Origin of the sequence: Bradyrhizobium sp. NC92 (genome assembly GCF_025200865.1) — a bacterium.
Taxonomy (GTDB): domain Bacteria; phylum Pseudomonadota; class Alphaproteobacteria; order Rhizobiales; family Xanthobacteraceae; genus Bradyrhizobium.
The window spans coordinates 5,831,341-5,851,640 of the sequence record NZ_CP104171.1; the positions used below are offsets into that span (position 1 = coordinate 5,831,341).

16 protein-coding genes are annotated in these 20,300 nt (G+C 64.1%); 4 read left to right on the plus strand and 12 right to left on the minus strand.

The window, feature by feature from the left end:
- Positions 1 to 525: 525 nt before the first annotated feature.
- From N2602_RS27545 to N2602_RS27555, 3 genes are all read right to left on the minus strand, one after another.
- Positions 526 to 1,323: an enoyl-CoA hydratase/isomerase family protein gene (locus N2602_RS27545; RefSeq protein ID WP_260380043.1), complete on the minus strand. Its 798-nt coding sequence runs from the start codon at positions 1,321 to 1,323 to the stop codon at positions 526 to 528.
- 41 nt (positions 1,324 to 1,364) lie between these two features.
- Positions 1,365 to 2,564, minus strand: coding sequence for an alanine--glyoxylate aminotransferase family protein (locus tag N2602_RS27550; protein WP_260380044.1), 1,200 nt, complete (start codon positions 2,562 to 2,564; stop codon positions 1,365 to 1,367).
- A gap of 138 nt (positions 2,565 to 2,702) precedes the next feature.
- Positions 2,703 to 3,905 (minus strand): alanine--glyoxylate aminotransferase family protein, encoded by a 1,203-nt coding sequence (locus N2602_RS27555; RefSeq protein WP_260380045.1) that lies wholly within the window; start codon positions 3,903 to 3,905, stop codon positions 2,703 to 2,705.
- Positions 3,906 to 4,037: 132 nt separating this feature from the next.
- Here N2602_RS27555 and N2602_RS27560 point away from each other — a divergent pair, with 132 nt between their 5' ends.
- From N2602_RS27560 to N2602_RS27570, 3 genes are all read left to right on the plus strand, one after another.
- Positions 4,038 to 4,784 (plus strand): GntR family transcriptional regulator, encoded by a 747-nt coding sequence (locus N2602_RS27560; RefSeq protein ID WP_260380046.1) that lies wholly within the window; start codon positions 4,038 to 4,040, stop codon positions 4,782 to 4,784.
- Positions 4,785 to 4,887: 103 nt separating this feature from the next.
- Positions 4,888 to 7,863 carry an FAD-binding and (Fe-S)-binding domain-containing protein gene (locus N2602_RS27565; RefSeq protein ID WP_260380047.1) on the plus strand — a complete coding sequence of 992 codons (2,976 nt, stop codon included), beginning with the start codon at positions 4,888 to 4,890 and terminating at the stop codon, positions 7,861 to 7,863.
- Positions 7,856 to 8,284 carry a heme-binding protein gene (locus N2602_RS27570; protein WP_260380048.1) on the plus strand — a complete coding sequence of 143 codons (429 nt, stop codon included), beginning with the start codon at positions 7,856 to 7,858 and terminating at the stop codon, positions 8,282 to 8,284. Before N2602_RS27565 ends, N2602_RS27570 begins: the two co-directional genes overlap by 8 nt.
- Before the next feature lie 175 nt (positions 8,285 to 8,459).
- Here the strand turns inward: N2602_RS27570 and N2602_RS38965 are convergent, their stop codons facing one another.
- From N2602_RS38965 to N2602_RS27580, 3 genes are all read right to left on the minus strand, one after another.
- Positions 8,460 to 8,783 carry a DNA-binding protein gene (locus N2602_RS38965; protein WP_409241846.1) on the minus strand — a complete coding sequence of 108 codons (324 nt, stop codon included), beginning with the start codon at positions 8,781 to 8,783 and terminating at the stop codon, positions 8,460 to 8,462.
- 33 nt (positions 8,784 to 8,816) lie between these two features.
- Positions 8,817 to 9,593, minus strand: coding sequence for an outer membrane protein (locus tag N2602_RS27575; RefSeq protein ID WP_172785403.1), 777 nt, complete (start codon positions 9,591 to 9,593; stop codon positions 8,817 to 8,819).
- 1,196 nt (positions 9,594 to 10,789) lie between these two features.
- The gene (locus tag N2602_RS27580) at positions 10,790 to 11,572 is read right to left on the minus strand and encodes an enoyl-CoA hydratase/isomerase family protein (RefSeq protein ID WP_260380049.1); all 783 of its coding nucleotides are present in this window, start codon (positions 11,570 to 11,572) and stop codon (positions 10,790 to 10,792) included.
- Between the two features lie 178 nt (positions 11,573 to 11,750).
- Between N2602_RS27580 and N2602_RS27585 the strand changes: the two genes are divergently transcribed.
- Positions 11,751 to 13,124 (plus strand): caspase family protein, encoded by a 1,374-nt coding sequence (locus N2602_RS27585; RefSeq protein ID WP_260380050.1) that lies wholly within the window; start codon positions 11,751 to 11,753, stop codon positions 13,122 to 13,124.
- On the opposite strand, the gene N2602_RS27590 is transcribed toward N2602_RS27585, so the two are convergent.
- From N2602_RS27590 to N2602_RS27615, 6 genes are all read right to left on the minus strand, one after another.
- Complete coding sequence (locus N2602_RS27590) at positions 13,097 to 15,223, minus strand: molybdopterin oxidoreductase family protein (protein ID WP_260380051.1); 2,127 nt, start codon at positions 15,221 to 15,223, stop codon at positions 13,097 to 13,099. The genes N2602_RS27585 and N2602_RS27590 overlap by 28 nt on opposite strands.
- A 158-nt stretch (positions 15,224 to 15,381) precedes the next feature.
- A complete protein-coding gene (locus N2602_RS27595) occupies positions 15,382 to 16,188 on the minus strand; it encodes an SDR family NAD(P)-dependent oxidoreductase (protein ID WP_172785407.1) in 807 nt (268 codons plus the stop codon).
- Between the two features lie 22 nt (positions 16,189 to 16,210).
- The gene (locus tag N2602_RS27600) at positions 16,211 to 17,503 is read right to left on the minus strand and encodes a TRAP transporter large permease (protein WP_172785408.1); all 1,293 of its coding nucleotides are present in this window, start codon (positions 17,501 to 17,503) and stop codon (positions 16,211 to 16,213) included.
- Positions 17,494 to 18,045: a TRAP transporter small permease gene (locus N2602_RS27605; RefSeq protein ID WP_260380052.1), complete on the minus strand. Its 552-nt coding sequence runs from the start codon at positions 18,043 to 18,045 to the stop codon at positions 17,494 to 17,496. The genes N2602_RS27600 and N2602_RS27605 overlap by 10 nt, the downstream gene beginning before the upstream one ends.
- A gap of 67 nt (positions 18,046 to 18,112) precedes the next feature.
- Positions 18,113 to 19,084, minus strand: a complete 972-nt coding sequence (locus tag N2602_RS27610; RefSeq protein WP_172785410.1) for a TRAP transporter substrate-binding protein — start codon at positions 19,082 to 19,084, stop codon at positions 18,113 to 18,115.
- 292 nt (positions 19,085 to 19,376) lie between these two features.
- Positions 19,377 to 20,105, minus strand: a complete 729-nt coding sequence (locus N2602_RS27615; RefSeq protein WP_172785411.1) for a Crp/Fnr family transcriptional regulator — start codon at positions 20,103 to 20,105, stop codon at positions 19,377 to 19,379.
- Positions 20,106 to 20,300 lie beyond the last annotated feature (195 nt).

The window sequence follows — 20,300 nt, forward strand, 5'->3', positions numbered from 1 at the left end:
CTTGTTAGCGCCGAGCCATAGCCAGCCTGATTGGGCGAGTTGGAAAGGCGAGGAGTAGCGGTAAATTTGTCATAGCGCGTCGCTAGCCGATGAGCGGCCCTGTTGAAGAAACCGCTCAATTAGATTGCCACCGCAAAAAGGACTACGCATGAGCGTTTTTCGGGGCGTCCTTGTTGTTCTGATGCTAGCCGACGTTGGTACAACCGTGTTCGCCAAGAGCGCTCCGCAGGATCCCAAACCTAAATCGCAATGCCTCGTGAATGCCTCCGAACTGCCGCCGGGAACACCAGAGGTCATTTGTCCAACTCGCAGCTCACCGGGAGGCTTTTGCGTCTGTCCCAGGTTCACCAAGGACGGAGACGCAGACGGATATTTTGTTGGGACGGTAAGATAGCCAACCGTACCCCTAAGAGACTGCGCAACGCGCAAAACGGGTATTGTCGAGATCGCGGTTGCTGGCGGCTGTCCGGTGCGCTTTGGGTGGGACTGGATACGGAGGCGTTGCAGCCGTATTGAAGGAGCGCGCTACCTGCCCTTCCAGACCGGCGCCCGCTTGTTGAGGAAGGCGTCCATGCCCTCGCGGAAATCTTCGCTCATGTAGGCTTTCAGGATCAGGTCCTCGCCTTCCTCGCGCGATAGCGTCCGGCGGATGCGGCGCACCGCTTCCTTGGTCGCTTCCAGCGTCAACGGCGCGTGGCTGGCGACGAGCTTCGCGGTCTCGTCGGCGCGGCGCTGCAGCGTCTCCACGTCAGGCACGACCTCGTTGAGCAGGCCGAGCGCCAGCGCCTCCGGCGCCTCGACCAGGCGCGCCTTGAAGATCATATCCTTGGTGCGGGCGGGACCGACCAGCGCGACGACACGGCTGATGTTCGACATCGACAGGCAATTGCCGAGCGTGCGCGCGATCGGAAAACCCATCCGCGTCGTTTCGGTACCGATGCGAAGATCGCAGCAGGCCGCAATGCCCGCGCCGCCGCCGGTGCAGGCGCCGGCGATCGCCGCGATCACGGGCACGCGGCACTGCTCCAGCGTGCCGAGCACGCGGTCGATCCGGGCCTCGTAGTCGAGCGCGTCCTGCGCGGTCTTGAACGCACGGAATTGCGAGATGTCCGTGCCGGAAGCGAACGCCTTGTCGCCCGCGCCGGTCAGGATCAGCGCCTTGATCGAGCGGTCGGCGTTGATCTCCTGGCAGATCTCAGCCATGCGGTCATACATGGCGAAGGTCATGGCGTTGCGGGCGTGCGGGCGATTGAAGGTGATCCGCGCGATGCCGTCCGAGACGGAGTAGAGCAGGTCTTCGCTAGTCGTCGTCGGTGCGTTCATCGCGCGCTCACTTTCTTCACTAAAGTTCAGTCAGGCTGCCTTTAGGCAACCTGAGCCTTGGTCATCGGCACCACGTCGCGTCCCTTCAGGACGTCCATGGCCGCGAGCACGCCGCCGCTCCGGTGCGGGATCTTTGCGAGGTCGAGGCCCATCTCCACGCCTGCGAGCGTACCCATCAGCATCAGATCGTTGAAATGGCCGATATGGCCGATGCGGAACACCTTGCCCTTGACCTTGTTCAGGCCGGTGCCGAGCGACATGTCGAAGTTTTCCAGCACCACCTTGCGGAAGGCATCGGCGTCAAAGCCCTCGGGCACGCGCACGCCGGTCAGCGCCGGAGAATGCGCGGCGGGATCGGCACATTGCGTCTCGAGGCCCCAGACCTTGACCGCAGCGCGCGTCGCGGCGCTGTGGCGCTTGTGGCGGGTCCAGACGTTCTCCAGCCCCTCCTCCTCCAGCATCTTCACCGCTTCGCGCAGGCCGTAGAGCAGGTTGGTCGCGGGCGTGTAGGGGAAGGTGCCGAGCTTGTTGAAGCCGATGACCTCCTGCCAATCCCAATAGGAGCGCATGCCCGAATTGGCCTTGGCAACCGCAAGCGCCTTTTCCGACACGGCGTTGAAGCCGAGGCCTGGCGGCAGCATCAGGCCCTTCTGCGAGCCGGCGACCGAAACGTCGATGCCCCAGGCGTCGTGCTCATATTCCATCGAGCCGAGGCCGGAGATGGTGTCGACCATCAGCAGCGCCGGATGCTTGGTGCGATCGAGAATCTTGCGCACCTCCAGCGGCGGCGTCACGCAGCCGGTCGAGGTCTCGTTGTGCACGACGCAGACCGCCTTGATGGCGTGCTGCTTGTCGGCGGCAAGGCGCTGCTCGATCTCGGCGAGATCGGCGCCATGGCGCCAATCGCTCGGGATGAAGTCGACGTCGAGCTTGAACTTGTCGGCAATGCCGCGCCACAGCACGGCGAACTGGCCGGTCTCGCACATCAGGACCTTGTCGCCGGGCGCCAACACGTTGACCATCGCCGCTTCCCAGGCGCCGGTGCCGGACGAGGGGAAGATGATCACGGGCTGCTTGGTGCGGAACACGCGCTGCATTGCCGCAAGCACGGCAAAACCGAGCTCGGCGAACTCCGGACCGCGATGGTCCAAAGTCGGCATGTCCATCGCCCGCAGCACCCGATCGGGCACGTTGGTCGGTCCTGGAATCTGTAAGAAATGCCTTCCAGTATGCACGGTCATCGGCGTCCTTCCCGGTCTTGCCCTAGATTTGATGGGCGCCGAATAGCACCATTTGACCGGCTTGTCCCCTCTCCAAAGGGCCGTTCGTGCATGGCGGGCCGGCCTGCCCCAGCCACCCCGCCTCGACCACCTTTAGGCTTAGGTGCCGACAATCTTCAGATGCGGCGCGGCATTGCCCTGCGGGCGCTGCTCCAGCAGCTTCATGGCGACGTCGACACCGCCGGAGCGGTGCGGCACGCCGGCCACCGACAGGCCCATCTCGACGCCGGTGAGCGCGCCGAGCAGCGTCAGCGCGTTGCATTCGCCGAGATGGCCGATGCGGAACACCTTGCCGGCGACCTTCGACAGGCCCGAGCCGAGCGACATATTGTAATTGTCGAGCACGACTTTCCGGAACTGATCGGCATCATGCCCCGGCGGCATCAGCACGGCCGTCAGCACCGGCGAGAACTCCGATGGCTCCTGGCAGAGCACTTCGAGACCCCAATGGTTGACCGCGGCCCGCGTCGCGGCCGCCAAGCGCTGATGCCGCGCAAAAACATTGTCGAGCCCCTCCTCGAGCAGCATCGCGATCGCCTCGCGCAGGCCGTAGAGCAAATTGGTCGCGGGCGTATAGGGGAAGAAGCCCTTGGCGTTGGGCTTGAGCATCTCCTCCCAGTCGAAATAGGAGCGCGGCATCTTGTTGGTCTTGGACGCACCCAGCGCTTTCTCCGAGATCGCGTTGAAGCCGAGACCGGGCGGCAGCATGAATCCCTTTTGCGAGCAGCTGACGCTGACATCGACCTTCCACTCGTCGTGGCGGTAGTCGACCGAGCCGAGCGAGGAGATGGTGTCGACCATCAAGAGCGCCGGATGCGACGCGCGGTCGATCGCGGCGCGGATCTCGGCGATGCGGCTGGTCGCGCCGGTCGAGGTCTCGTTGTGCACGACCATGACGGCCTTGATGGTGCGCGCGCTGTCCTCGGCGAGCTTGGCCTCGATCAATGCGGGATCGGCGCCGCGGCGCCAGTCGCCCGGGACGATATCGACCTCGATGCCGAAGCGGCCGGCCATCTGCCGCCACATCGTGGCGAAGTGGCCAGTCTCGACCATCAGCACCTTGTCGCCTGGCGACAGCGTGTTGACGATCGCAGCCTCCCAGGCGCCGGTCCCCGACGAGGGGAAGATCACCACCGGCCCCGTGGTCTGGAAGATCTTCTGGCTGCCTTCAAGCACGGTCCGGCCGAGTTCGCCGAATTCGGCGCTGCGGTGGTCGATGACCGGCATGTCCATCGCGCGCAGGACGCGCTCGGGGACCGGGCTCGGGCCCGGAATCTGCAGGAAATGGCGTCCCTGAGGCATGAAAAGCTCCTTTCGGCGGGTTATGGCCGGCTCAGTTAGCTATTTTGCATTCATTTTTTGTCCCTTCAATCGAAATCTGGTATTCGATTGCGAGCGTCGACGCGACCAATCGGGCAAATTACTGTGCTGCAAATGAAATCGACGATTCCCGACACCGGGGTTCCGATCACCCCGACCTCCGGCAATGGCGAGCGCCAGGAAAACCGTCACGAGGCCTCGCTCCATGGCGAGATCCTGCTGCGGCTGCGCGACTACGTGGTCGAAGGCAATATTCCCGAAGGCGCACGCGTTCCCGAGCGGCAGCTCTGCCAGATGCTCGGCATCTCCCGCACGCCGTTGCGCGAGGCGCTCAAGGTGCTCGCCGCCGAGGGCCTGATCGAGCTGTTGCCCAACCGCGGCGCACGCGTGCGCCAGCTCAGCCAGCGCGACCTGGAAGAACTGTTCGACGTCATGGCGGGCCTGGAAAGCCTGGCTGGGCGCCTCGCCTGCGAAGCCATCACGGATGCGGAAATCACGGCGATCGAGCAGCTGCATTACGAGATGTACGGCCATTATCTGCATCGCGACATGCACGGTTATTTCCAGGCCAATCAGCGCATCCACGAGAGCATTGTCGCGGCCGCGCGCAACGAGACGCTGAGGACCGCCTACACCAACTTTGCCGGCCGGATCCGACGCGTCCGCTACTCCGCCAATTTCGCCCGCAAGCGGCAGCGCTGGGCGGAAGCGATGCGCGAGCACGAGGCCATCCTCGATGCACTGCGCCGGCGCGCCGGTAGCGAGCTCAGCGACATCCTGTTCCAGCATCTGCGCAACAAGCGGACGGCCGCGATCGAGCACCTGACCGAGCCGCAAGAGGGCGCGCCGGCACTGCCTTGAGGGCGCCCGGCTTGCTCATTTTGCATTCACAATATAAGCGGTCAGGAACCATAATGAATAACTCAGCGAGGCTGAGCCTCGCCGGGTCAGTCCGGGATCAGGGATGACGAACGCCTCCTCGCTCGAACGGCGCCTGCGGTCGGAATTGACCGGCGACGTCCTGTTCGACGGCTTCAGCCGCGGCCGTTACGCCACCGACGCCTCGTTCTACCAGATCATGCCATCAGGCGTGGTGGTCCCCAAGACCATGGACGAGGCCTTGCGGGCGCTGGCGATCGCACGCGACGAGGGGCTGAAGGTCACCCCGCGCGGCGGTGGCACCTCGCAATGCGGCCAGACCGTCAATGACGGGCTCGTAGTCGATCTCTCCAAGCACCTCAATCAGATCCTGTCGCTCGATGTCGAAGGCCGCACCTGCGTGGTCGAGCCCGGGATCGTGCTCGACGACCTCAACCGTCAGCTCAAAAAGCACGGCCTGTGGTTTCCGGTCGACGTCTCCACGGCCTCCCGCGCCACCATCGGCGGCATGGCCGGCAACAATTCCTGCGGCGGCCGCTCGCTTCGCTACGGCACCATGCGCGACAACACGCTCTCGATGGAGGCATCGCTCGCCGACGGCACGCTGAGCCGCTTCGGCGAGGTCTCGCGCGATCTCTCCGACCTCAAGGCCGGCGACAGCACCCGCGCGCTGTTCCGCGACATGCTCGAGCTCGGCATTCGCGAGGCCGACGAGATCGCGGCGCGCTTCCCGAAGGTGCAGCGCCGCGTCGGCGGCTACAATCTCGATGCGCTGGTGCCGCGCAATGCGCCGAACAACATGGCGCATCTTCTGGTCGGCTCCGAAGGCACCCTCGCCTTCACCACCAAGGTCGAGCTGAAGCTGTGGCCCGTGATCCGCAACAAGGCGCTCGGTGTCTGCCATTTCGGCAGCTTCTACGAGGCGATGGACGCGGCCCAGCATCTGGTCAAGCTCAAGCCGATCGCAGTCGAGCTGGTCGACCGCACCATGATCGCGCTCGGCCGCGACATCGCGATGTTCGCACCCGTCATCTCCGCGGCAATCAAGGGCGATCCGGATGCCGTGCTGGTGGTCGAATTCGCCGAAGAGGACCAGGCTGATAACCTCGTGCGTCTCAAGCAGCTCGGCGAGCTGATGGGCGATCTCGGCTTCGGCTGGAACAACGACACGCGCAAATGGGGCGGCGTGGTGGAGATTACCGAGCCGGCGCTGCAGAGCGGCATCGCCGATTTCCGTGCCGCCGGCCTCAACGTCATGATGTCAATGAAGCAGGAGGGCAAGCCGGTCTCCTTCGTCGAGGACTGCGCCGTGCCGCTGCCGCACCTCGCCGACTACACCGCGCGGCTGAACGAAGTCTTCGCCAAACACGGCACTAGCGGCACGATGTACGCGCACGCCTCGGAGGGCTGCCTGCATGTGCGCCCCGTTCTGAACCTGAAGCTGGAGAAAGACGTCAAGGCGATGCGCGCCATCGCCGAGGAGGCTTTCGCGCTGGTGCGCGAGTACAAGGGCTCGCATTCCGGCGAGCATGGCGACGGCCTGGTGCGCTCCGAATTCCACGCAACGATGTTCGGCGAGCGTCTCGTCGCAGATTTCAGGGAGGTGAAGCAGCGCTTCGATCCCGCCGGCGTGCTCAATCCCGGCAAGATCGTCGATGCGCCCGAAATGGACGACCGCTCGCTGTTCCGCTTCAAGCCCGATTATCGCGTCGCTGAGCTCAAGACCAAACTCGACTGGTCGGCTTATCCCGGCGCCGGCGGCGGCTTCCAGGGCGCGGTCGAGATGTGCAACAACAACGGCGCTTGTCGCAAGCTCGAGGGCGGCGTGATGTGCCCGTCCTATCGGGCGACGCGCAATGAGAAGGACGTCACTCGCGGCCGCGCCAACACGCTGCGGCTTGCGATCTCAGGCCAGCTCGGCCCTGATGCGCTGTCGTCGGACGAAATGATGGAGACGCTCAAACTCTGCGTCTCCTGCAAGGCCTGCCGCCATGAATGCCCGACCGGTGTCGACATGGCCAAGATGAAGATCGAGGTGCTCGCGGCGCGCGCCGCCAGCCGCGGCCTGACGTTACGCGACCGGCTGGTCGGATATCTACCGCGCTATGCCGGCCTTGCGTCGCGCTTCGCGCCGCTGGCGAATTTGCGCAACAGCAGCCCGCTATTGCGAAAACTGTTCGAGCGCTTTGCCGGCATCAGCGCGCGCCGGGCGCTCCCCACCTTCCGCAGCGATGTGTTCGTACCGCCCGCCGAAAGCATTGGCCCGGAGACCGGCCGCGAGGTCGTGCTGTTCGCGGACACTTTCAATCGAATCTATGAGCGCGAGAACCTGGACGCAGCGCTGCGCGTGCTCACGGCCGGCGGCTATCGCGTGCATCTGCCCAAACCTGCGAGCGGCAGCCGTCCGCTGTGCTGCGGCCGCACGTTCCTCTCGGCCGGTCTCGTCGACGAAGCCAAAGCCGAGCTCGACCGGCTGGTCTCGACTTTCGCGCCATACGCGACGCGTGGCGTCCCGATCATCGGCCTCGAGCCGAGCTGCCTGTTAACGCTGCGCGACGAGCTCGCTTCGCTGCGCAAGGACAACGATGCCAGGGCGGTCGGCGCCCATGCGCTGACCTTCGAGGAGTTCTTGGTGCGCGAGGCCGAGGCCGGAAGGCTGCAACTGCCGCTCGGCATTGTCGCGAACAAGGCCGTCGTGCACGGCCATTGCCATCAGAAATCGTTTGGCGCGTTCAAGCCGGTCGAGCAGGTGCTGCGCCTCGTCCCGGGCCTTGAGGTCAACACCATCGAGTCCAGCTGCTGCGGCATGGCCGGCGCGTTCGGCTATGGTGCGGATACCTACGACGCCTCGATGCAAATGGCCGAGTTGTCGCTGCTGCCGGCCGTTCGACGCGCGGACCGGGATACGCTCGTCGTCGCCGATGGCACCTCATGCCGGCACCAGATCCACGACGGCACGAAGCGCGAAGCGCTTCACGTCGCGCGTGTGCTGGCCATGAGCCTCGATCGCGCCAAGTCCAACACCCCTTCTCCAGCTGCAAAGGAAACCAGCCATGGCTGACCTCACCCTCGACACCGCCCGAAAGATCCTCGACGCCGCCTTCGCGAAGGCCGGCGAGCTCACGCTGAAGCCGCTGGTCGTCACCATCCTGGACGCGCGCGGCGTGCTCAAGCTCGCGGCCGCGCAGGACGGGACCAGCCTGATGCGCGCCGAGATTGCCCATGGCAAGGCCTATGGCGCGCTCGCCATGGGCATGGGCTCACGCGCTTTGTTCCAGCGCGCGCAGGAGCAGGCCTATTTCATCGATGCCGTGAACACGATTGCCAAGGGCGCATTGGTGCCGGTCCCCGGCGGCGTGCTGATCATGGACGGCGCGACCTTGCTCGGCGCGGTCGGCGTCTCCGGCGACACGTCCGACAATGACGAGGCTTGCGCGGTGGCGGGCATCCAGGCGGCGGGCCTAAAGAGCCTCACAGGATAAATCCCGCCCAGGCTAGAAGCATGCGGAGGAATTGTGCCGTTGACGGACGGCCGGAAAATGCGCTTGAGCAACTGGGGCCTACCGACTGCGGCGTCTCGTTCTTGATCACGTACAAACCTGGCAGCTTGGGCATAGAGTAGGCGAAGCCCCGTTTGCGGGGGTGGAGCGCGCTCGTTTACTGACTAGGCGGGTTTTGGCTGCTTAGGCGGCTAGTCTCGGCCCCAGCGCGTGGAGCAACCCTGAGCTCTAGGTCCATTGCGGTCAGCACGGCCAAGACGGTCGAAAACTTCGGAATCCGTTCAGTGCCGAAAGCACGGTAGATGCTTGTACGCTGCAGCCCTGTGTTCGTTGCAATTTCTGAAACGTTGAAATCTTTGCTTGTCCGATCGCGCTGCAAATCTTGTGAGGCTCGGCTGAAGCGAATGCCTGGTTCAGCTCGTCGGCGAGCTGCGAGCGCATGACTGGCGGGTAAGTCTTCGTCATTAGAAGGCCGGCTCAAACGAGCCGGCCCTTGTTCTCGTAGTGAAGCTGCTCAGTACCGGGCGGCGACCGGAGCGCCAAAACCACCAAAACGGTAGTTCACCCGAACCAGGGCCAAGTCGACATCTTGTCCAATACGAGCAGTCCCGAAAGTAGCGCCAGCCGGTGTCGTGAAAACAGTGTCATGGTGGTCCAGGAAGATATGGTCATACTCGAAGCCAACCGACCAATTCGGAGCAAAGCCGAATTCAACGCCGGCGCCGACCGTACCGCCCCAGCGAGTTTCCCGTGCTGAAGCCAGGAGCGTACCAGCACCAAGGAAGCCCGGGGGAACGTAGCTGTCGAAGCGATTGCCAACAACTCCGGCACCGCCCTTGACGTAGAGGAGGACATTGTTCCACGCGTAGCCCACCTGGCCGGTGATCAGACCAAACGAGTCGATGCGGGTGCGATTATCGGCACCAGTGAAAAGGCCAATGTTGCTGCCGTGAAAATCGGCCCAGTTGCCCTGACCCTCAACGCCGAAGACCCAGTTTGCCGATTGCCAGCGGTATCCGATCTGGCCACCAACCGTGCCGCCGGTTGCGTCGTGGCAACCCTCAGCCACAGCCGGCACGACCGGTACAACCCCCACCGCCACGATGTCGGCGCAAGTATGGGAGGAGCCCCAGCCACCGTTGATGCCGATGTAGAAGCCGCTCCAGTCATAGATCGCAGCCACCATCGGCGGAGCCTTGGTGTACGGCCGAGCCGCCAGGTCCGCCGCACTGGCAGGAGCCGCTAGACCGAGTGCCAGAGCACCGGCCGCAGCCGCGAAAAGTTTTCTCATTCGAGTGTCTCCCCAACAATAACGAGTTCAATGAATCAGTGTCGTTCGCCCACCTGCCAAGTTATCTTAGCCCTCTCGCCTGTATGTCGCTGTAACGAGCTTGCAACAGTCGTTGCAAAGATGAGCTCGCACAACCGGAACCTTGTGCTCGTTAGCGTGCATAGGCCGGTCTCTGAGAGCCACGGGAGCCGCATGTTCGGCTCCCGAGGGTCTTTTCATTTCGCGGTTGCGATATCTCGGGCAAGAAGCTCACAGTCCGGAGCACATCAAGCGCCAGCTACTTAGCGTTGCCGTGAGTGCATGCGGTCGCGGTCGGGAGTGTCTTCCAAGCGCTTCGTGTCTTCCTAAAGGATTGCTGTTCGGAGTGGATCGACATTTGTCGATGCGCTGATGGAGCGGCTATGCTTTGAGACCGTTCCGATTATCTTGCAGTCTCCAGATTCCACCTGTTCGCCATGCCTGAGATCGAGGGAATCGCGTACGTTCAGTTTAGGAAGCGGCACTGCTCGGCGACCTCACTCCCCCGATTTGAGACCGGTTACCGAATTATTGTCGCCGGGGCTAAGCAGCCCAAGTCGACGTTCTAATTCCTCTTTCTTGATCATGAGTCTTACGCGGAGAATGTCATTGATTAGCCTGTGCAGTTGCCACAGCTCCTCCACTGACAGCTTTGAAACCGCTGCAGCTCCATGAATCCCCCGGCTCACGAACTAACTTAGCTTCGGGCCATTATACGGGGCCGCTACCTGATTGTCATTTGAGCGCAGAGTTATCTGACGGTCGACTTCGACCTGGTCTTTGGGAGGTTGGCTGACATGACCTTCACGCAGCGCGCCGCACCTGGCTGCGTCAATAGATGCCGTAGGACGCTCAATTCAACAATCCGCAGGGCTGTACCGTCTCACGGTCCTTACGATGCTCTCGGTTCACCATGGCTCGGTCTGGGTCTCAATCCTTGAGCACGAGCCGAAGCCGTCTTCCGGATTGCGTGCGTTAGGTCATTTGCGAGCGCCGCCTGCTGGTTCGCCACTTCCGTCGTGATCTGCGCGCGCTCATCGCGAAGGAGCAGCCGACAGCCCGCATGGTCACCCAAGTACTCATGAGCCGCAAACACAGCTCACATGCTTCAGCCGGCCACGTCGCGGGGCATGACAGTCGTGGCGAGGGTGCGTGCGCCGTTCCTAGGCAGCTTCCCCCTACCTCCCCGTCCAGACCGGCTTCCGCTTCTCGCTGAACGCCTTCAGGCCCTCCTTGGCGTCCTCGGTCATCGCGAGCAGCGCGATCTGGCTTTCGGTGTAGGCAATGCTCTCGTCGAACGACATCGAGGCGATCGCGCGCATGGCGTATTTGCCGCGGCGGATCGCGGTCGGTGATTTGTCGACGATGCGGCCGATCAGCCAGTCGACCTTGGCGTCGAGCTCGGCGGCAGGCACGACATAGTTGAGCAGGCCTGCGGCCTGCGCGGCCTTGGTGTCGAACGGCTCGCCCGTGAGCGCCCATTCGTTGACGAGACGGGGCGGAGCGATGCGCTGGAGCAGGCTCAGCACCTGCATCGGAAACACGCCGACCTTCACCTCCGGCAGGCCGAAGACGACGTGATCGGCCGCAACCGCCATGTCGGTCATGCACAACAGACCCATGCCGCCGGCCATGCAGACGCCGGCGACCCGCGCGATGGCGGGCTTGGTGGCGTTCTGTGACAAACGTAACAGATCAGCATAATCGACATTTGGTTTAGAATGATCCATCGCGAAAGCCGCGCCGGAATTCTGCAAGTCGGCGCCCGCGCAGAACGCCTTGTCGCCCGCGCCCGTCAGCACGATGACGCGGACGTCCTTGTCGTCATGCGCATCGCGATAGGCTCTTGTGATGCCGGCGATGACCTCGCCGTTCAGCGCGTTGCGTTTCTCCGGCCGGTTGATGGTGATCCAGAACGCCTGCCCGCGCTTCTCGGTGATGACAGCTGTGGGGTCGGTCATGGCATGCTCGCTTGCTTGGTCCCGTTTTGCAGCCATTTGCGGCAGGTCGGGCCGCGCGCGCAAGGGCAATCTGCAAGGTCGCGTCACCATAGCGTGTGGGCGCAACTTCGCTTCGCGATTGAATTGGGGCTTGCGCGCGCTATCCTGACCGGAGATTTGATCACCGATGAGCCATTTCATGCGTGCCGCATTCATGTTGTTGCTGGCAGGACTGGTCGTGCTGAGCGGCGGTGCCGCATGTCCTGCGGCCGACGCCGCGAAGATCGCGCTGGTGATCGGGAACGCGAAATATCCCGACAATGAGTTCGTCCTCAGCGACGTCGCCAACGATGCCCAGGACGTCGCCGAGGAGTTGAAGCGCAGCGGCTTTGTCGTCGACAGGCAGAGCAATATCACCGGCGATGCCATGCGGCAGGTGCTGGGCCGCTTCTATGACCGCATCGAGCGCGGCGCGGTGGCGCTGATCTTTTTCGACGGCTTTGCCATCCAGTCCAATCGTCAGACCTATCTGCTGCCGGTCGACGCCCAGATCTGGACCGAGCCGGACGTCTCGCGCGACGGCTTCAGCCTCGACACCATCCTCGCCGAGATGAACACGCGCGGTGCCGCGATCAAGATCGCGCTGATCGACGCCTCCCGCCGCAACCCGTTCGAGCGGCGCTTCCGCCGCTATTCGGCCGGCCTGGCACCGGCGATCGCACCGAGCAATTCGCTGGTGCTCTACTCCGCCGCGCTCGGCGCCGTCACGGCGAGCGGCAAGACCGATCGCAGCCTGTTCATCGCCGAGCTGCTGCGCGAAATGCGCGCGCCGAACATCAGCGCCGAGCAGGCCCTGACCAACACCAAGAACGGCGTCGTTGCCGCCACCAACCGCGAGCAAGTGCCTTGGCTGGCCTCCTCGCTGACGACGGACTTCTCGTTCGCAAGCGCGGCGACGCGGCCGCGGGACGACACGGCTCCGACCAAGCCGGAGGCGCAAACACCCGAGCCGCAGAAGCCGGTCTGCGAGGTGCCCCAGGCGGAGCCCGCCCCGAATGCGGACGAGCTGGCACGAGATCCCGTCATCGCCGATCTCAGTCGCAAGATCACCGCCAACGCCAACGATGCCATCGCGCGCTACAAGCGCGGCCAGATCTACGCGATCAAGCGCGCCTATGCGCTTGCGATGCCGGATTTCGACGCGGTGCTCCGCCGCGCGCCCAAGGACGCGGAAGCCTTGAACAATCGCTGCTGGACCCGGGCTGCGACCGGTGACCTGCAAGGCGCGCTCGCCGACTGCAATCTGGCGCTCCAGATCAACCCGGGCTTGAGCGATGCACTCGACAGCCGCGGGCTCGTCAACCTCAAGCTCGGGCGCACCGCCGAGGCGATCAAGGATTATACCGACGCGATCCAGCGCAACCCGCGCTCCTCATCATCGCTGTACGGCCGCGGCATCGCCGCGCGCAGAAGCGGCGGCGACGGCGCCACCGACATCGCGCAGGCGAAGTCGATGAACCCGAACATCGCGAAGGAATTCGCAGGCTACGGCGTGACGGAATGCGCGCCCTGAGCTGAGGCCGCCTTCCTGATCCAGACCTTGTTGTCGTGGAACGCCGCGCCGCCGATCGGCGCGATGGTGTCCGCGCCCGTCAGCATGTTGATGCCGCGGCCGCCGATGTGGTTGCTGTTGGGATGAACGGATTCGGCGATCAGGACGCCGCGCCGCACGCCCTCGAACAGCGTCGCGATCAGCGTGGTCTCGCCGCGGCCGTTGCCGAGCGTCACCGCATCACCATCGGCGATGCCGAGCGCGGCCGCGTCGAACGGGTGGATCATCACGCTGGCCCTGCCCTCGCGTGCTTGCGAGGACGGCGTCTCGTTGAAGGTGGTGTTGAGGAAGCTGCGCGACGGGCTGGTCGCGAGCCGGAACGGATGGGCCTGGTCGGTGTGCTCGATCACCGCCCAATGATCCGGCAGATCGGGCATCTTGTCGACATCGCCCATGAGCTGGCCGAACGGCGGATGCGTCCAGTCGGCTTTGAAATGGAATTTACCGTCGGCGTGAGCGAAGCCGTCGAGATAATGCGAGGTGCGGAAATCCGGCTGCAGATCGCGCCAGAGGTCGGATTCGAGGCCGGCGAGGTCGCCGTGATTGCTCAGCTGCAGCGTGGCGTCGATCAATTCGCGCGGGGTCATCTCGAAGCCCGGATGCCGGGCGCCGAGCCGCGGCGCCAGCGCCTGGAGCACCTCGTGATTGGAGCGGCATTCACCGGGCGGGTCGATCAGCTTCGGCCCGACCGAGATGTGCTGGTGGCCGCCGCCGTAATAGAGGTCGTCATGCTCCATGAACATGGTCGCCGGCAGCACGATGTCGGCCATCTGCGCCGTCTCGGTCATGAACTGCTCGTGCACCGCCACGAACAGATCCTCGCGCGCAAAGCCCTGCCGGACCAGCGCCTGCTCCGGCGCCACCGTCATCGGATTGGTGTTCTGGATCAGCATCGCCTTGACCGGGCCCTTGCCCTGCAGAGCTTCGGCGTCGCCGGTAAGGATGCGTCCGATCTGCGACTGGTCGAGCGCGCGCGTCGACTTGTCGATGGCGTCGTGGCCCTCGATGATGGATTCGTTGAAGTGCCACAGCGCGTAATTGTTGAAGAAGGCGCCGCCGCCTTCATATTGCCAGGCGCCGGTCACCGCGGGAATGCAGAGCGCCGCATGCATCTGCGTGGCGCCGTTGCGCGAGCGGGTGAAGCCGTAGCCGAGGCGCAGGAAGGTCCGCTTGGTCTCGCCGACGGCCTTGGCAAACGCCTCGATCTCCGACACCGGGACGCCGCAAATGGCCGAGGCCCATTCCGGCGTGCGCGTCTTGAGATGCGCCTCGAGCTCGGCCGGGCAATCGGTGTACTTGTCCATGTAGGCGCGGTCGGCATAGCCGTCGCGGAACAAGACATGCATGACGCCGCAGGCGAAGGCGCCGTCGGTGCCGGGCCGCAGGATGATCTTGATGTCAGCCTGCTTCATGGTGTCGTTGTCGTAGATGTCGACCGCCGCGATTTTCGCGCCGCGCTCCTTGCGGGCGCGCGAGGCGTGCGTCATCACGTTGACCTGGGTGTTGACGGGATTGGTGCCCCAGATCACGACGAGATCGGACAGCGCCATCTCGCGCGGATCGACGCCGGCGATCTTTCCGGTGCCGATCGCAAAGCCGATGCGCGCGACATTGGCGCAGATGGTCTGATAGAAGCGCGAATATTTCTTCACGTGCGTGAGACGGTTGAGCCCGTCGCGCATCACGAGGCCCATCGTGCCCGCGTAGTAATAGGGCCAGATCGATTCCGCGCCGAATTCGCGCTCGGCCTGGTTGAAGCGGTGCCCGATCTCGTCCAGCGCCTCATCCCAGGAGATGCGTGCGAACTGACCTGAGCCTTTGGGGCCGGTGCGGCGCAGCGGATAGATCAGCCGCTCGGGGTGATGGATGCGCTCGGCATAGCGGGCGACCTTGGCGCAGACGACGCCGGCGGTGTAGGTCTGCTTCTTCGAGCCGCGGACGCGGCCGATGCTGCGGCCTTCGACCACCTCGACATCGAGGGCGCAGGCCGACGGGCAGTCATGCGGACAGGTCGAATGGCGGATCTCGATCTTCGTGTCGATCTTGGCGTGCTGGTTCATGTCCCAGTTCGTAACACCAAAATACCGGCCAGCCGAGCGCATTTATCCGGCAAGCCCCATGCGATTTGATCAAGGCGCGCGCCGGAGCTTCCTGCTGCGGTTGCGAAGGAAGCCCAGCCAATTGGCCGCGCTACGTACAACCCAAGCTGCGCCTTTTGCTATTTGTGCAACTGGGTGAGACCGGTCGGCGGACCGTCGACAGCGGTCCAGCCGCCGTCGACGAACAGCGTGCTGCCGCTGACATAGCTCGCGGCGTCCGAGGCGAGATAGGCGACGGCGGTCGCGACCTCGTCGGCGCTGCTCCAGCGGTTGAACACGGTGTGGCCGGCGTAGAGATTGTAGATGTCCGGGCGCTGCTTGAACGGGCCGGTCAGCGCGGTCTCGGCGATGCTCGGGGCGATCGCGTTGACGCGCACGCCGGCGTGCCCGACCTCGGAGGCAAAGCCCTTCACCAGGAGGCCGATCGCCGCCTTGGTGGAGCCGTAGACGCCGAGGCCCGGCTCGATGGTCACCGCGCGGACCGAGGAGCAGGCGATGATGCTGCCACCCTTCTGCGCGACCATGATGCGGCCGAAGGCCTGGAAGAAAAAGACCGTGCCCTTGACGTTGAGGTTGAGAACGCGGTCGAGATCCTCCTCGGTGTAGTCGAGGATGGTCTTGCGGATGTTGAGCCCCGGCGTCGTCACGGCGATGTCGAGCCGCGGAAATTTCTGCATCGCGGTTTTCGCGAGTGCGTCGACGTCCGCGGCGCTCGCGGCGTTGCAAGCCGCCGCCGCCGCCCAGCCGCCCTTGTCGCGAATGCCGGCGGCGGTCGCCTCCGCTGCGTCGAGCGCGCGATCGGCGCAGACGACGCGGGCACCGAGATCCGCAAGCGCTTCGGCCGACGACTTGCCGATGCCGGATGCGGCGCCGAGAACGAGCGCGGTCTTGCCGGTGAGATCGAAGAGCTTGCGATAGTCCGTCACTGACAATGTCTCCCTGGTGCGGCTAGCCCTTGTAGCCCATCAAGAGGCGCGGCAGCCACAGCGAGAATGCAGGGACGTAGGTCACGAACATCAGTGCTGCGATGAGCGCAGCATAGAACGGCAGGATGGTGCGCATCACCGCGCCGACCGAGATGCCGCCGATGGCGCAGCCGACGAATTGCGTGGTGCCGACCGGCGGCGTGTTGAGCCCGAGCGCGCAATTGATCAGCATCAGCATGCCGAACTGCACCGGGTCCATGCCCGCCTTCATCGCGATCGGCAGGAAGATCGGGGTGCAGATCAGGATGGTCGCCGCCATGTCCATGAACGTGCCGAGCACGAACAGGATGACGTTGATGAGCAGGAAGATCACCCAGGGCTGCGTCGACACCTTGCTCATCATCGCGCCGGCGAGATCCGCCACCTCGTAAAGTCCCATCAGGTACTGGAACATGGTGGAGACGCCGATCAGCAGCAGCACCACGCCCGTCGTCTTCACCGCCTTGGCGGCGGCGCGCAGGAAATTGCCCCAGGTCATGGTGCGGTAGATGAAGAAGGTCAGCAGGATCGTGTAGGTGACGGCGATGGCCGCCGATTCGGTTGCGGTGAAGACGCCGGACAGGATGCCGGCCAGGATAATGCCGACGATCAAGAGCCCCGGCAGCGCAGCCGCCAGCGAGCGGACGACCTCGGCCCAGCCCGGGAACTTGCCGGCCGGATAGCCGCGCCTCACCGCGACCGCGTAGGCGGCGACCAGCATGCAGACCATCAGCACCAGCGCCGGCAGGAGACCGGCGGCGATCAGCGCGCCGATCGAGACTTTGCCGCCGGCCGCCAGGGCATAGATGATCATGTTGTGGCTGGTCGGCATCAAGGCGCCCACGAGCGAGGCGTGGGTGGTGACGTTGACGGCGTAATCGGTGTCGAAGCCTTCCTTCTTCATCATCGGGATCATCACCGCGCCCATCGCCGACACGTCGGCCACGGGGGAGCCCGAAACGCCGCCGAACAGCGTGCAGGCGACCACGTTCGACATGCCGAGACCGCCGCGGATGTGCCCGACGAGGTTCTTGGCGAGCTGCACGATCTTATCGGCGACGCCGCCGTGCAGCATCAGCTCACCGCTGAAGACGAAGAACGGAATGGCGAGGAAGGAGAAGATGTTCATCCCCGACATCATCTGCTGGAAGATGACGGCGACCGGCAGCCCCTCGTAGAGGATGGTGCAGATGGCCGACAGGCCGATCGCGAAGGCGACCGGCACGCCGAGGATGAGGAAGCCGAAGAAGGTGGCGCCGAGGATGATCAGTTCCATGACGGGACGACCTCTTCGCCGCGCAGGAGCGCAATGATGTGCTCGATGGAAAATGAGACGATCAGGATGCCGGAGGCGATCAGCGGCACATAGCGGATCACCTCGGGCAGACCGAGATTGGGGATCTTCACGGTGCCGACCGACGCGCCGAGAATCCAGCCGTTATAGGCCATGGCAAGGCCGAACACGGCGACCAGAACGTGGATCACGATCTCGATCTTCTCCCGCACGGGATCCGAGAGCATGACCAGCAGGCTGTCCATGCCGATATGCCCGGCATCGCGTACGCCGACGGCGGCGCCGATCAGCGTGACGTAGAGAATCAGGACCAGTGCCAAATTCTCGGTCCAGGTCGGGCTGGAGTTGAGCACGTAACGTCCGAACACCTGGTAGAAGACGATGGCGACGATGACAAGCAGGCCGGTCACCGACAGGTACATGCCAAGGCGCGCGATGGGGGCATTGATCCGCGACAGCAAGCCGGTGGACGGGCGTGCCGCTACGGCCCCCTGCTCGTGACTTGCGACGTGTGGGTCTGTCATCCCGAGCCTCCTTCCGGGGGTCCGGTGCCACCTCGCGGCGACGCCGGACCCGATCCCCTGACTTGTCTTACTTCGTGTCCTGGATGCGCTTGACGAGGCTCTGCAGCTTCTCGTCGCCGGCGAACTTCTGGTAGACCGGCTTCATCGCATCGACGAACTCCGCCTTGTTGCCGATCGTGATCACCTGGACGCCGGCGGCCTCGACGGTCTTGCGGGCGGCCTGCTCGCGCGCGTCCCAGAGCTTGCGCATCACGGGCACCGATTCCTTGGCTGCCTTGCGGACCATCGCCTGGTCCTCCTTGCTCAGCGTGTCCCAGACCTTTTTCGAGATCACGAGAACTTCGGGCGCGAGGGAGTGCTCGGTGATGTTGTAGAACTTGGCGGCTTCGAAGTGACGGGAGGATTCGTAGGACGGCCAGTTGTTCTCGGCGGCGTCCACGAGGCCGGTCTTGAGCGCGGTATAGACCTCGCCATAGGGCATCGGCGTCGGGTTGGCTCCCAAGCTCTGGATCATACCGACCCACAGGTCGGATTGCTGGACACGGATCTTCAGGCCCTTCAGGTCGGCCAGCGATTTGACCGGCCCCTTGACGGTGTAGATCGAGCGCGCGCCGCTGTCGTAATAGGCAAGGCCGACCAGACCCGCGGGCTCCATGGCTGCCAGGATCTCATCGCCGATCGGACCGTCGAGCACGGTGCGCATGTGCTGCGTATCCCGGAAGACGAAGGGCAGGCACAAGGCGATGGTCTCGGGCACGAAATTGTTCAGCGGCGATGCGTTGATCCGCATCATGTCGAGCGCGCCGATCTTGAGTTGCTCGATCGTGTCCTTCTCCGAGCCCAGGGCGCCGTTCGGAAACACCTTCACGCCGAGCTTGCCGCCGCTCGCCGCCGCGAGCTGCTGGCCCATGAACTTGACCGCCTCGACGGTCGGATAATCGGCGGGGTGAACGTCGGCGGAGCGGAAATCGCGCGCGGTGGCCAGGGGTGCTGAGACCGCCAGTGCAACGGCTGTGATGATACCGGTGAGCGTCTTCATTTGGGCTTTCCTCCTGGGTTGATGAATTAATTATATCGTTGTCGGCCCGGCTGCAGGCCGCCTTGGGTCGCTCCGCTTCAGGTGTGAAGTCAAGCGCCAATGTCGTCCCTAGGGCGGGCGGCATTCTCTGTCCAAGCCAAATCCGGCATCGATCGATGCAAGACTTGCATCGATCGATTTCTGGCGCAATTCGCACTATGGTGGGTACGGCGGGCTGGCTCGACGTCGCTGGCCCGGGCCTCCGAGGGCTGGACCCGCCCGGTCGCCATCATCGACATTTAGGCCCGAGGGATCACTCGCCGTCGAGGCCGCTCTCGGCGAGCTCGCGCAGCGCGTCGGTATCCAGCACGACGATGGCGCCATGCTCGAGGCGGACCCAGTTTCGGCCGGCCCAGGCACGCAATTGCTTGTTGATGCTCTCGCGCGTCATCCCGACCATCTCGCTGATCTCCTGCTGCGTGATGGCGAGCGTGCCGCTGCCCGAATCGAGCTTGCGCTCTTCAGTGAGACCTAGCAGCGCACTGGCAAGCCGGCCCGGCAAATTCTGCAGGATCACCTGCTCGACCTGCTGACTGGTCCAGCGCAGACGCGCGCACAGCAGCTCGATGAATTTCATCGCCAGCGCCGGCTGGCTCTTCACGAACGGCAGGAAGTCCCGGCGATCGATGACGTAGAGCTCGCAATTGGTATTGGCGGTCGCATCCGCCGACCTGGGCGCGCCGTCGAGCACGGCGATCTCGCCAAAGATCTCTCCCGGACCGATCAGATTGAGGATCGCGTTCCGTCCGTCAGGCGAGGAGGAGGAAATCTTCACCGTGCCAGAAATCACCGCGAACAGATTGTTGCCGGGATCGCCCTTGGCGGCGATCGTCGCGCCACGCTTGACGTTGGTGTGCTTGGCGTAGCGGCAAAGCTGATCGAGCGCCTCCGGCTCCAGATCCGCGAAGATCGGGTGCTTGCGCAGGACCGATAGTTTGTTGCCCGCCTGTTGTCGGGGGTCGCCGGTCTTGTCCTGAGGCACGCCGGAGCTCCTAAGACTACGAGGCATCGAGTTCCTGCGTAGTCAACGTTACCAGGCATTTCAACCGGAAAGCACGCGCTCGATTTGAGCCAAATGCCACGAAAAGGCCAAGTAACGTCGGAAGTCAGCAGCCGAAAGCTGCGGCGATGCGTCTTCTTCGACGCAGAGTTGCGGATTACGCAAACCGCGATTGCG